The sequence below is a fragment of the Hallella multisaccharivorax DSM 17128 genome (assembly GCF_000218235.1).
GTDB classification, from domain to species: domain Bacteria; phylum Bacteroidota; class Bacteroidia; order Bacteroidales; family Bacteroidaceae; genus Prevotella; species Prevotella multisaccharivorax.
This window is the reverse complement of the sequence record NZ_GL945017.1, coordinates 2,830,510-2,844,252: the sequence shown is the minus strand read 5'-3', so window position 1 is coordinate 2,844,252 and position 13,743 is coordinate 2,830,510. Positions and strand designations below refer to the sequence as shown.

Below are 13,743 nucleotides of genomic sequence, written 5' to 3'. Positions count from 1 at the left end.
TATCTTCAGAATGCAGTATTAGAATGTACTCTTCTTATGGAACAAGGCATCCAACTTCACCTCCATCTGTACATAGAACCTCGCGCCTGCCGTAGCCGGTACACTGAAAGCGGTAAGTCCGGAACCCAGCGTCTTGGGTTTATAATTGAAGAGATTGTTCACGCCGGCTGACACTTTCAGGTATCTGCCAAAATCCTGCAACACATTGAGGTTGCAAAGCACATACATCGGCAGCTCACAACGAAAATAGGCGTCATGGCTCACCCCGTCAACGGTCAGACGGTCCTGCACATCGTAGATTTTCTTTCCCATCAGTGAAGCATTGAGATTGGCGGAAAGGCCGTAGTTCTTACCGTTGTCCCACCGATACATCAGTCCACCTGTTGCCGCATGCGGTGAGGTGGTGTTGATCCTGAGACCATTTTCCTTGCTTACGTACACATAGGAGTAGGAAGCGTCGAGCGTCCAGTGGCGAAGGAATTTCCATTTCATCACCCATTCCGCGCCTGCCATGGTCTGATTGTCGAGATTAGTATACTCAAAGTTGTACTGCATGTCATAGATACGCCACACACCCTCTATCTTCTTACGGAAGAGGTTGGCGTAGATCGTTCCGTTGATGAAGAAGCCGCCTTTGCTGTATTCGGCTCCGAGAGAGAAATAATTGTTCTTCTCCGGCTTCAGATACTCGTTGCCCTTAATCATGAACATCCCCAAATGGTCCCAGTTGAAGAACAGTTCCTTGATGCTCGGTGCACGGTAGCCCATAGAGTAGTTGGCACGCAGTGCTAAATTGTCATTCATCTGATATTTAGCAGCCATCTTCGGCATCCACATGAAACCGAACTGCCGGCTGAAATTGGTACGCACGCCGAGGGAGAATGTCCACTTGTCTACAGGCTGCCATTCGTCTTGGACAAAGGCCTCCGTCTCCTTCAGGGCACGGGTGGTCATCTTACGGTTGATAAACCTGTCACTGGTAAGCTCATCACTGAAATACTCCAATCCGAGGATGATGTCATGCCGTTTGAAAAAACGGCTCTCCAACCACAGACGGGGCTCAATGATCTGCGAGTCATACACTTTCTTGCGTTCGTCACGGCGCTCATGGCGTTTATAGCGATAGTAATAATCCGTGTGCCAGCTCGCCGTCAGAGTAAACCAGTTCTTTAGGCTATAGCAAGCCTTCGCTCCCCACGAGAAGTCCTTAGACTGCGTGAAGACTAAGTCCTGCCTGAGGTCATAGGTGTTCATGAAGAAAGCCGAGCCGTCAGCCTGAAGCTTCAGTCCTTTGACCGGCTCATAATAGAGTTTCTGCTGCATGGAGATATGCTCATCACCCTCCACACCCATCGGTGAACGCGGCAGCTCACTCGTGATCTTCACATCGTGATCAAGCCAGGGATTGGCCTCCTTGGTGTAAGTCTTCGAGTCGTTCGCCTTCTGGTACAGGTAGAAAGCATCGGTGGACGAATACCACACATCGGTCTGCGATGTCACCTTCCCTTGGTGCAGACCCGCGGAAAGCCATGCCTGCAGGTTGGGCTTGTCGGCGTTCTTCTCAAAACCGTAGAGGAAGTCTTTCTTCTGGGGATGCTTGTAGTTGGTCTCGTTCATCTGTCCCCAGCGTACGCCCGTCTCGATGGATACGGGATCGGTTGTCTTCTTCGTGATCATGTTGATGACGGCCCCCGAGGCACGGCTGCCATAGAGGGTACTGCTGGCACCTTTGATGATCTCTATCCTGTCGATGGCATGCAGGTTAAAGCGCTCATAGTCCAGGTTACCTGCCATGTCGCCAGTCATGCGCTCGCCGTCCATCAGAAAAAGGACGTGGCGTGCGTCAAGACCTTCCATGTTCAGTTCATTGCCAAACCCCACCTTTTGGATGTTGAGGCCGGGCGTTTCCATGAGAAGGGCCTGCTGGATGTTTCCGTAACCGGCATCCACCAAGGCCTTACCGCCCAACACCTGTGTAGTGACAGGTGACAGTCTGATAGGCCGGGAAGCCGTCGAGCCCGTGACCGTGATGCCTTGCAGCTGATAGGTCTGCTTGCTCATGTCACCTTGCCTGCTGACCGAATCCTTCTTTGACTCTGATGTCTGTGCATTACATTGTAAAACAGCCATTCCCATGAAGAGAATGGCCGTAAAAGTTTCTCTAAGCATGATTTACACTATAGACCATGTTCTTTCTTATATTCTGCCAGATCCTTCTCGTACTGGGCGAACTCAGCATCGAAGTTGGCCATGCGGCTGTAATCAATCTTCTGCTGATAGACCTGTGTGGAGAAATTCATTACGTTGAAGTTGGTCTCAAACTCTATTTCCTTGGTCAGGACATTCAGGTATCCCGTGACGGTGCCGGATCCTCCCGTGCCGTCCGCATACTCTGTTGTAAGCGCCAGGTAAGTCGTGTTGCCGCCTGAGCCTTCAAACTTTATCCAGCCATCACCGGTATATTCATCTTTCTCCCAACTGTTCAGCTGCATGAACTTACAGTTGACCACGAACCATATCCGAAGTGGCATGGAGCCGACGGAGAAGGCCTTGATCTGTAAGGTCATGGTATCACCTTTCCAGCTGAAATGGTATTTGACGGGACAGCCTGATTCGAGCCGTGTCTTGTTCACAGTACCCTGCCAGGCTTTCGCGTTGAACACAATGCTGTCCTTGAGTATGCTCTTGGCCTGCGACAGATACGAGTCAGTGACAGGCGTCTTTGTGATTTCTTCATCACTCGAGCAAGCTCCTAACGCGAACACGAAAGCCCAAAGACATAAAAACTTAATGATGCGCATTACTTACTACCCGTAAATTCGAAGTCTGATTCAAAGCCTGTTATTCTTAAGTAAACAACGGCAGTGAAAGAGAGTTGATTTCCATCGGCCTCTATTATGGTTACTGAACCAGAAAAGTAGTTTTTTACTCCCAACAGTTTAATATAACCAGATACAGGATACGTTCCAGGCCCAGTAATCTCTGATTTAGATTCCAACGAAACATAATGTGGCCCTACTTTAAAATCGCCCATCAAAATGCCATTGGAGATCTCGAAATCACAGGCATACAGTTTGGGATTGGTCAAAGCAATCCCGTTCATCTTCGTCGGCGTAGCCTCACCGCTATATGTTCCATCCAAGTCAGTGGAAGCTACCCTTGCTAAGCCCTCTACCTTGGGAGTCTCTGCATGAACCATGCTCACGAAACAGAACATGGCGAAAACCATCAAAACAAAAAATTTTCTCATGATTTTAAAAGAATTAAATATTATTTATAATTTACTGTCCAGTCGTAGGTCTTACCATATTCTGTCCAACCTGAAGATTTGAGATTACTATGATATTTATCAAGAAACTCTTTTACACTTGATTGTTTATAGACATCTTCGGATATATCAAAGAACGGTTGAACCGTCCAATCTGATGGCTTGGAGAAATTATACATTGTCACATTACAATTGGGGATCTCCGTAATATAACACTCCTGGATATAACTAAGCATTGACAAATCCAGTTTTTTCAGATTCGGAAGTTCTTCCAGTGATAAACTTCCGAGATTCTTAACTGCTTTAGAAATACTTATTTTCTCAAATGAGGGACAATCAAGAACTAATATGCCACTAGGAAGATCAATAGATGTTTCTTGCAACATAGATCTAGTTCCCATAAGAGTGCAGTGTGATAAGTTTAGCGACCTGATGCTATCGTTTTTCTCAAGCAATATATAACATAATTTATTAGAGTTACTTACATCAAGAAGAGGAGTGTTGATATTTGACAAACTTAACACTCCTAATTTTCTGTTTGTCTTTAAATAGGCTAACGTACATTTCTTTTTAAGATCTATATATATTGTAGCTCCTTGAAATCCTGGATTCATGGCCACATATTCTACACCCTCAACACTGGTAATGTTTTTTGTTGAACTTGACTTAGGAATGGATCCTCTTTCCAAATCAATAGAAGCATTTGCCTCGGTAAGTTTCACCAATCGCTTGCTAACATCTATTTGGTTCCCGACAAATAAGGATGGGAAAACATCTTTAAGATATGCTCTGGTTGCTTCGCAAGGCACATCCCTTAAGGTTGTATAAGCTTTTACGTTCCCCAAAGAATCCTGCATTTCCACTTCAGCACTTGCATCCTTGTGAGCAAAGTATGTCGGAATCTCTACGCAATTATATTGAGCGCTCTGTGGCAACACAAGCTTTGAAAGGTTACGTTGAACCGTCACCGTCTCATCACCATTCTCGGCTGTCACGATGTTGACAAGGCCCGGATATTCAAAAATCTTGTTGTTGGAGAGGTCTACACTGTTGATCTTTGAGGGAAGCAGGGCGAAGTTGAAACCCGGTCCGTAACCATTGTTGCTCAGGTTCAGCTCTTTCAGATTGGGGAACACGGAGAGTTCTTTCAAGGCTACGGTATCAACCTTCGTATCTGACAGGTCAAGAGACGTGGTGTTGACGGCTTTGTCATCAAGGAGCAGATTGCCGTTACCATCGAAGGTATAACCCTTGCCCGTGAGAATAGCCTTCAGTCGGGCATTGACAATTGAAGTCTCACTGTAGGACGGTCCATCGTCATCGTTGCTGCACGAGCTAAAACCAAGGCAGAGCGCAATAGCTGCGAATGTAAAGAAGCACTTTAAGATTTTCATTTTTTTACTATTAGAGTTTATAATTAAATATCACCTTGAATTACGGTCACAAAAGTATTACTTTGAACTATGGCACAAAGATACAGCGATATTTAATTATGCACAATACCTAAAAATAATGAAATAGCTTATACTTACTTATAGGTAATTTACCCATAAAGTGCGCCTTTACGGTATTTGAGCAAAAGGACAAACCATATTCCATAACATACCACAGGTAAAAGGCCTATGAACCATAGGTCTCTCATTCGGGCTGTATATATACAGTGGGTTTAGTTAGCCGTCAACTACTTTGTTGTGAAGATGATGCCACAAACATGGATGGCATAAAAACTGCCTTTTACAGGGAAGCGCTTTATATTGATGATCTTAGTCACGGATGGGAACTTGGCTGGATGTCAGAGCACTTCCATTGAACAATCCCGACATAATGTTATGTAAGGCTGTTTTGTAAAAGCGTAATACCCGCCCGGACGGAGCTTACCGACCAGGGGAGGGGTATCATCGCTTTATAATTAATGGGCGTATGAAAGCACCCATTAATTAACATTTAACATTACTTGATGCAGAACACGGCAGCCGACACGGGACCAAGTGACACTACGTCGCTCCTGCCGCTCTTATAGCTTGCCTTTCCTGAGACGATAAGCGTCTGGGGCTTCGCTGCCTTCACTTTTGCGGCACCCTGTTCAAAGGCCGTGTTATCGGTTGGCGCTTCTGCCGCGACGACATGTGGCAGCACCGCCTTGACAGCCTTGCCGCTGGGGTTGAGTGCCACGATACATTTCTGACCGCCTGCCGTACGCTCATAGACCATCGGATAAGGCTGTTTAAGATCGCTGATCAGCTTCCAGTCGGCAAGATTTCCAAGCGCTGGGGTAGCATGCCTCAACCGAACGAGCCGCCGTGTGAAGTTAAGCATCGACCCAGGATCCTTTTCTTCCGCCGCTACAGTTATCTTTCCGCCGTCAGTAGCCACCGGCAGATAGAGTTTGTCTGGCGTACAGGTGGAGAAGCCCGCTGTGGCTCCGGGCGCCCACTGCATCGGTGTACGTGTGCCGGCACGCTCATTGGAACCTTCCTTACTCGGAAGATTCATCTCATATTTCATGCCTATCTCATCACCGTAATAGATGAACGGCACGCCGGGCATGGTGAGGAAGAACGTCATGGCCACCTTCAACTGATCAGGGGTGTTGCGCGAACCGATATTCGGACGCTGGTAGTCGTGGTTGGCTGACGGGATAGCAATGTATCCCTTGTCGCGCGTGTTGAAGTAAGAATGCGAGTAGTTCCTCACAAACTCATCGAGACTACCCTTGCCCTCCTTATCGAAATAACAATACTTATAAGCGTTCTGTTTGTTGTCCCAGGGATGCAGCATGCCATAAGGTGTATCGCGGGCAAAGAACAACGAACCGTAACCGGGCACACCAAAATGAATCATGAAGTCAATATTGAATCCTGCAGGAATGGCAACGGTAGGGTCAGCCCATTCAGAAATGAGCACACACTGTGGATAATGCTTGTCCTTCCACGCCCGCATCTCATTCCACAGTTTGGAGGTCTCCACCTTCCCTGGGTCGTTCTTCACCAGTGAAGCCGCCATGTCCACGCGGAAGCCATCTACGCCTTTATCAAACCAGAAAGCCATAATATTGCGCATCTCGCGGCGCAAGGCCTGTGGTCCGGGAGCCGTAACGGGCTGTTCCCACCGATGATTCGGGGCGGGATGGGCAAAGCCATAGTTCAGAGCGGGCTGGCATTCAAAGAAGTTCTTCTCGTAATACTTGCCTCTCGGAGCGTTCAACTCGACATAACGGCCGATCGTCGACGACTCCGGATTCCGCTCCTGATGCCGTTTGGCAATCTCCTGCTTATCCTGGTCGCTGATCGTATCGGTCCAGATATAGTAGTCGGCATAGCGTCCGTTTCGGTCGCCATTGGCACTCTCCCTGAACCATTGGCACCTTACGCTGGAGTGGCCGGCCACGAGATCGAGACACACTTTAATGCCTCTCTTGTGAGCCTCGCGCAGAAGCGTCACCATGTCGGTGTTGGTCCCGAAGCGCGGGTCTATCTTATAAAAGTCGATGACATCGTAGCCCCCGTCAAACCATCCCGACTCAAAGCACGGATTGAGCCACAGCGCATTGACACCGAGGCTTTTGATATAGTCGAGTTTCGAGGTGATGCCCGGAAGGTCTCCAATGCCGTTCCCGTCAGAGTCCATGTAGGAGGATGGGTAAATCTGGTAAAATACGGCGTCATGGAGCCATTCCGGTCCCCGTGGGTCGACACCCTGGGCTGCGGCTGATGAAAGGGCAAGCGCCATGGCTGTAGTCAATAATAGTTTTCGCATAATATGAGTTTTTAAGTTGTTCGTTAATTGACTAAAGTTTCCCACCCAAATTAGAGGGTTTAAAATAACAGTCTCTCAGAAAAAGTTAATCCTTTTATAATTAAGGTTCAACAATTAAAGGGGAAACTGTTACACACGCAAAATTAAGTAATTTATTCGAGGTGTCCAAGGGATAGAGTGTTAAATGTTTCACTTTAGTCCAATCTTCTCACACCATTTCTATAAAAAGGAAAAGCTTCTTGGTGTCACGTTTGACGGAGATTACGGAAAATGAATATCCGTAATCATCCAAATCAGTAGATTCTATGCTTGAAACTCGTCCTATAAGTGCATGCGCAGAGCTCAAGCCTGTCGAACAGGTGAAATCCGAAATATCTTCGGTTGAACTTATAGCAGAACTCGTTGAGGTAGAGCTGCAGAAAGTCCCCCTTGATGGTCATGGTACGTGTCAAGAATACTCCTCTTTGCATTGCTTATGGATATGTGTACCCATGGAAGCACCTTGCCGACCATCATCTTGTCCCTCATCTTATATGCTTTATACTTAGCGACAATTTTGTTCGCTGTAAGTGCCGCGTAAGACTTCGTGGCATCTGTGGTAGCATTAGCCCCGGCATCTATGGAATTCTTTATTTTGTCTTCCTCCGTAGCCGCCTTCAAGTCCGGTATAACCTCCATCTTGATATGACCGACCCGTTTCCCGGTGCTGTACTTCTTCATTGGTGTGCTTGTAGGAACAGAACTTTCCGCCATGACAAGCACGGCCGTCTTCCTCTGGCTTCCATGTCCACGCTTGAGAGGATGCCATTTTTCACTGTCAGGCGTCTCCGTGGAGAAGAATCCTTCATCAAGTTCCACTTGGTCAAACAGCCTGTAGAGGCTGTCACGCTTACCCATCACATCACGCAGCTTATGCATCATTTCCCACACGGGTTGGTAGCATTTCCTTCCAAGCTGGCGCTGTACCTCCAAAGCGGATATGGCCCACTTCGTACTTACTATCAGAAACATTGCCACGAACCAATCGAAAATCGGCAGATTACTTCCTTGCATCACTGTGCCGGAACGGAGGGTAACCTCATGACCGCAATCCATACATGTCCAAGACTTATGGCTTGGATTCCAACTGAGGTGCAACCCCGCCACATTCCGGGCAATAAAGAGTATGGCATTCACGAAATTCCTTAAGAGCATGCTCGCAAGCTTCCTCGTTAGGATAAACTTCATAGAAATCAGTCAAATTCATAATCATTCCTTTCCAATAGTCAAACATAAGCCCGCAATCTTTATACCAAGGATTGTCCAGGCTGTGTAAACTTTGCTAATTCGGATGATTGCGGATATTCATTAAAAATAAGATACCACTTTTCAGCAGCAATTTTAAACAATTTCACTGGAATTATCAGATTACAGCTTTTCAATAAATTTGATACTCCTTTTTTATATTTAATGAATATCCGCAATCATCCAGATCAGTAGATTCTATGCTTGAAACTCGTCCTATAAGTGCATGCGCAAAGCTCAAGCCTGTCGAACAGATGAAATCCGAAATATCTTCGGTTGAACTTATAGCAGAACTCGTTGAGGTAGAGCTGCAGAAAGTCCCCCTTGATGTCATGGTACGTGTCAAGAATACTCCTCTTTGCATTGCTTATGGATATGTGTACCCATGGAAGCACCTTGCCGATCATCATCTTGTCCCTCATCTTATATGCTTTATGCTTAGCGACAATTTTGTTCGCTGTAAGTGCCGCGTAAGACTTCGTGGCATCTGTGGTAGCATTAGCCCCGGCATCTATGGAATTCTTTATTTTGTCTTCCTCCGTAGCCGCCTTCAAGTCCGGTATAACCTCCATCTTGATATGACCGACCCGTTTCCCGGTGCTGTACTTTTTCATTGGTGTGTTTGTAGGAACAGAACTTTCCGCCATGACAAGCACGGCCGTCTTCCTCTGGCTTCCATGTCCACGCTTGAGAGGATGCCATTTTTCACTGTCAGGCGTCTCCGTGGAGAAGAATCCTTCATCAAGTTCCACTTGGTCAAACAGCCTGTAGAGACTGTCACGCTTACCCATCACATCACGCAGCTTATGCATCATTTCCCAGACGGGTTGGTAGCGTTTCCTTCCAAGCTGGCGCTGTACCTCCAAGGCGGATATGGCCCGCTTCGTACTTACTATCAGAAACATTGCCACGAACCAATCGAAAATCGGCAGATTACTTCCTTGCATCACTGTGCCGGAACGGAGGGTAACCTCATGACCGCAATCCATACATGTCCAAGACTTATGGCTTGGATTCCAACTGAGGTGCAAACCGCCACATACCGGACAATAAAGAGTATGGCATTCACGAAATTCCTTAAGAGCATGCTCGCAAGCTTCCTCGTTAGGATAAACTTCATAGAAATCAGTCAAATTCATAATCATTCCTTTCCAATAGTCAAACATAAGCCCGCAATTTTTATACCAAGGATTGTCCAGGCAGTGTAAACTTTGCTAATTTGGATGATTGCGGATATCATTTAACTTAAACATTCTACAATTCTGCAACCCAGTATGAGCAATGAAGTCTGTTATTCGTTCTTCATCATTTTTGGTGTGATATGATATTGTCCATGGGACATTCGTTCCTGTCTGCTGCACAATTTCTATCATATATGGGTAATCTACGGGACAGAAAGAATGTCCAATAACAACCACTTTAGTAATATCACCAAGTGGATTGAAAAAGGCTTGGTTGTCCTTTATTATGCCATCGGTATCTTTTACCAATTCATTCATCCATGCTATAACTTTGCTCCATGTATCTTGCTTGAAGACTAGTTCTGTTTCGTCCTCATATGCATCGTTGGGGTCGCGTGGCTGATTGTGACCAATGATATAGTTATCATGTTTCAGCCTTGATCCGTGGATATGGAGGATATTCTCTTGAGGTATGCTGTAGACATTTTCCAAGGTCTCAGTGTAGTTAAAGGTCAGATAGCGACTTTCAGCTGGCAAATCAAACTTTGCTTTTGCCTCGTTCACGTCAATACTTTCCACCCATTGATTGAACGCCTCTAAGAATTCATCCAAGATTGGCTTAAACAACCAATCGGGGCCATCTTCAATGGCTGCCACTGAGCGAGTTGGGTGGTCATAGTCAATACCTTCGTCAGGACTGCACCAGTCCACTATCTCTTCTTCGTCATATTCCCCTAGGGCTCTCTCTATGTTCCCCCAAAAGTCCCTATAGTGACTGAAGAAAGTCTCCATCATCTGTTTAAGGCGGTCATGGCCCTGCTGTCGCACCCACTCCGCAAAATCGCTATACTGCGACTTTATTTCATGTGCTATATCAAACCCGTTGCCAATAATGAAAAGCGTATGCTTGTTCTCCACATCGATTGCTGGAAATAGTGATTTCTGATTCATCTTACATATTCCGGAGTAAATCCGTTCACCCGTTCCGGTGATATCCGTTCACTGGATCTTCAGGATAATTTACTTCGGCTGCAAAATTAATACTTTTTTCTCAAACTCTTGCCTTGAAGGTAACTATTCAGCAATATTGTTCATGACAAGTTCTGTCTTAGTACAAACTTACCCATCAACCTTTGAATGCGGTTGTCCGCAATGAATAAAGTCTTTGATTGTCAGTAAAATACACACCTGTTTACTTGTATATCTCAGATATTTTTCGTATCTTTGTACCTATGAAAGAGCAAGTTACGGACATGTCGCAAGCACTTAAAAGGCTGACTTCGGAGATGGCATCCATGCGAGAGGGTATGGATGCGATGCGTACGGAGAATGCCAACTTGCGCCGTAATGTGGAAAAATTGCAGGCTGAAAACCGTACCTTGCGCAAACAGCTGGAGAAATACGAGGGGCCAAAGAAGAACTCGAACAACAGCAGCACGCCACCTTCCAAGGAACCCATGAAAGACGAGGTGGTCCGACGCACAAAGTCATTGCGGAAGAAAAGCGGACTCAAGCCTGGCGGACAGTCGGGACATGAAGGGCATCTGAAGGAATTGGTCGCAGTCCCTGATGTGATGGAGGAATGCGGAAGAAATTTCTGTCGCGAGTGCGGACGTGACCTGTCGGATGCTGAAAGGGAACTCGATTATGTAAGCCAAGTCGTTGACTTGCCGACAATGGCTCCTGTCGTAACGGAATACCGCCACTACAAGAAGGTGTGCACTTGCGGATGCTGCAACAAAGGCTATGCGCCGCGCAAACGTGGAAGCCGGATCGTATTCGGCCGTAACATAAGAGCCATTGTGACATACTTGAATGTCGTACAGTGTGTTCCCTACGAACGGTTGGCCTCACTTATGGCTGAGGTGTTCTCGGTACACATGAGCCAGGGAACGATAAGGAACATTGTATAGGAGGTCATGGAAAAGGCAAAACCGGCAATCTCGCTGCTTGAAGACATGCTGAAGAAATCCGCTGTCGTGGGCTTTGACGAATCAGGATGTTACAACAACAGGAAACTGGACTGGGCATGGATAGCACAGACGGCATACGTTACACTCTGTTTTCGGGCGACAGGACGCTCCTCAAGAGTGCTTGAGGACAAATTCGGCGAATCCCTGAAAAACATGGTAGCCGTCACAGACAGGCACAGCGCTTATTTCGCGCTCAACTTCCTTGACCACCAAGTATGCCTCGCCCATCTTTTGCGCGAACTTGAATATCTGAACGAGCTTGACCCCACACAGAATGGGTCTAAAGACGTAGCAGGCCTCTTGCGGAAAGCCATCCACGAAAGGAACGGGCATCCTGCGGATGTAATAGAAAAGAAAGCGTGGCCTGAAAAATTAGACATCCTGCTGCAAGCCAACCTTCTCCATCTGAAGGACCATTTCGAAAGGATGCGCAAGGGGCTCTTCAAATGCAGAGACTACATATTCAACTTTCTGGAGAATCCGAGAATACCATCTGACAACAATGCCAGCGAGCGGGGAATCCGAAAACTGAAGATAAAGCAGAAAATCTCCGGAACATTCAGGTCTGACGGTGGAGCAGATGCTTTCTTTGCAATACATTCCATCGCAGACACGGCATGGAAGAACCATCGGTCACAACTCAATGCTATCAGCACCATCCTATCATTATAGGATGGACATGGCGTATGGCTATTGCTGAATAGTTACTCATTCATGTTTTATAATTTAGACAAATTAAAATTATCACTGAACTGAAAAATGTCAATGACTCGTTTCTTGCTTGCAAAAATATAATCAAAAAATCTGTATTTCGAGAATCCTCAAAGCGAAACCGACCAACCAACCAATTATTTAACTTTACCAGACGGTTTGTAGGAAGATATGAGGAGAAATGAAGTGGCAATGACTATAAAATATCATAACTGAAGGTGCCCAAAGTCCAAGTGATATTCCCTTTTATTCGTGATACAATATAATGGTATAAAGGGCAACGAATAAACAAATACTGTGGTTAGAGAATATCATGCCCCCCTTAAAAAAATAGCCCTCTTTGATACGATAATCAAAAAGGGCTGAAATCCGCAATAAAGACATACGTGTCATGGATAGATAGGCTCTTGTCTTTTACGATTCAATCAGTTTTCACATTTAATTCTCTGGCAAACTCAATTCGGAATTGAGTTTTATTCTTTCCTTATTATTCTGAGTTAGATTGAGTTGCCCATTATACGCAATATCCGAGTTGTCATATTTCATATTCGGTTTGGCATAATACACTTTTAGTCGATAATTGCCTGGCACTATTTTGCTTATCTTAAAATTAAATGAATATCCGCAATCATCCAGATCAGTAGATTCTATGCTTGAAACTAGGGTGTCAAGTTTGTGTTCATAATACTATCCAATTTTTCGGGTGAGATCTTTTCTCTCCTGAGTCGGATTCCCATATAAATTGAAACCGGCCCATTCGTCCAAATCTTTATAGTGGACATTCTCCATGGCTGCAATAAAATCAAATGACTCTCTTCGCTTTTCCGAGATGAAGCTTATTGCCAATGGTAAGACCAGCGCATGCTTGGTCACTCCGCAGAGTTTATCTGGAGACTTCATCGCCTTGAAGACCCCGAAACAAGATTCTATAATATCTGATGAGATAATGTGTACATCCGTTTCCGATTGAAGCAGTCTGCATTCCTCTTGAAGATATACAAACATGTCAATGCCGACATTCCTCATCCTTTTAGTGCCGTCCTTTGGGGTGATTAGGTCTACGGTTATCCGCCAAATGAGGAACCTTGCCAACTCTTTGCTCAGTCCGTCATTCTTGCATCTCATTTCAACATATTCCATGCATTTTCGGATGCTGTTTAGCTCTTCTATAAGGTCTTTATTATCCAGCATAAAGCGTGCAGCTTCCTTCTGCTCATCCGTGAGCCGGTCATATCCATCGAGAAGTTTGTGCGCCCACTTCACCCAAATGAATGTATTCATGAATCTGGCTATTGCCCGTTGTTTGGGAGGCAGTACTATTGCCTTGTCCGTTAACTGGTAAGTGAGACGTTTTTTCTCCATAACTGTTGTAAATTCCTTGAAATCAGCGGAGTCCGAGAAATACTTATTTAATATAGTGCCAAAAGTGTGACTGATATCTCTGTGATGTGGAATTCCTGCATCCCGGCAGGCGTTACATAGATTGTATCCGTTGTCAGAAATTGATACAATGGTTTCCTGCCTATGCTTTTCGAAGTCTTTTCCATCTCGGCTTTCACACTATCCCCTG

Annotated in this window: 10 protein-coding genes and 1 pseudogene; 2 read left to right on the top strand and 9 right to left on the bottom strand. The window is 45.7% G+C overall.

Going from position 1 to position 13,743, the window contains the following annotated elements:
• Nucleotides 1-18: 18 nt before the first annotated feature.
• The 8 genes and pseudogenes from PREMU_RS12105 to PREMU_RS12070 all read right to left on the bottom strand — a co-directional run bounded on the left by PREMU_RS12105 (nucleotide 19) and on the right by PREMU_RS12070 (nucleotide 10,440).
• On the bottom strand, nucleotides 19-2,169 hold the full coding sequence (locus tag PREMU_RS12105) for a TonB-dependent receptor plug domain-containing protein (protein ID WP_007575702.1): 2,151 nt from the start codon (nucleotides 2,167-2,169) through the stop codon (nucleotides 19-21).
• An 8-nt stretch (nucleotides 2,170-2,177) separates the two neighbouring features.
• Nucleotides 2,178-2,801 carry a DUF4903 family protein gene (locus tag PREMU_RS12100; RefSeq protein WP_007575700.1) on the bottom strand — a complete coding sequence of 208 codons (624 nt, stop codon included), beginning with the start codon at nucleotides 2,799-2,801 and terminating at the stop codon, nucleotides 2,178-2,180.
• Nucleotides 2,801-3,250, bottom strand: a complete 450-nt coding sequence (locus tag PREMU_RS12095) for a hypothetical protein (RefSeq protein WP_007575698.1) — start codon at nucleotides 3,248-3,250, stop codon at nucleotides 2,801-2,803. Before PREMU_RS12095 ends, PREMU_RS12100 begins: the two co-directional genes overlap by 1 nt.
• A gap of 20 nt (nucleotides 3,251-3,270) precedes the next feature.
• On the bottom strand, nucleotides 3,271-4,662 hold the full coding sequence (locus tag PREMU_RS12090; RefSeq protein ID WP_007575696.1) for a hypothetical protein: 1,392 nt from the start codon (nucleotides 4,660-4,662) through the stop codon (nucleotides 3,271-3,273).
• A 556-nt stretch (nucleotides 4,663-5,218) separates the two neighbouring features.
• A complete protein-coding gene (locus PREMU_RS12085) occupies nucleotides 5,219-7,024 on the bottom strand; it encodes an alpha-amylase family glycosyl hydrolase (protein WP_007575694.1) in 1,806 nt (601 codons plus the stop codon).
• A 293-nt stretch (nucleotides 7,025-7,317) separates the two neighbouring features.
• A pseudogene (locus PREMU_RS12080) lies at nucleotides 7,318-8,270 on the bottom strand (IS1595 family transposase).
• Nucleotides 8,271-8,496: 226 nt separating this feature from the next.
• Nucleotides 8,497-9,447 carry an IS1595-like element ISPrmu1 family transposase gene (locus PREMU_RS12075; RefSeq protein ID WP_040559037.1) on the bottom strand — a complete coding sequence of 317 codons (951 nt, stop codon included), beginning with the start codon at nucleotides 9,445-9,447 and terminating at the stop codon, nucleotides 8,497-8,499.
• Nucleotides 9,448-9,522: 75 nt separating this feature from the next.
• On the bottom strand, nucleotides 9,523-10,440 hold the full coding sequence (locus PREMU_RS12070; protein WP_007575691.1) for a bacteriophage abortive infection AbiH family protein: 918 nt from the start codon (nucleotides 10,438-10,440) through the stop codon (nucleotides 9,523-9,525).
• Between the two features lie 365 nt (nucleotides 10,441-10,805).
• On the opposite strand from PREMU_RS12070, the gene PREMU_RS15785 reads away from it, so the two are divergent.
• Together PREMU_RS15785 and PREMU_RS15780 are read left to right on the top strand one after the other, a co-directional pair.
• Nucleotides 10,806-11,402, top strand: a complete 597-nt coding sequence (locus PREMU_RS15785) for a DUF6444 domain-containing protein (protein WP_373313177.1) — start codon at nucleotides 10,806-10,808, stop codon at nucleotides 11,400-11,402.
• 6 nt (nucleotides 11,403-11,408) lie between these two features.
• Nucleotides 11,409-12,134 (top strand): IS66 family transposase, encoded by a 726-nt coding sequence (locus PREMU_RS15780; RefSeq protein WP_223918616.1) that lies wholly within the window; start codon nucleotides 11,409-11,411, stop codon nucleotides 12,132-12,134.
• Between the two features lie 726 nt (nucleotides 12,135-12,860).
• Here the strand turns inward: PREMU_RS15780 and PREMU_RS12060 are convergent.
• Nucleotides 12,861-13,454, bottom strand: coding sequence for a hypothetical protein (locus tag PREMU_RS12060; protein WP_174262885.1), 594 nt, complete (start codon nucleotides 13,452-13,454; stop codon nucleotides 12,861-12,863).
• Nucleotides 13,455-13,743 lie beyond the last annotated feature (289 nt).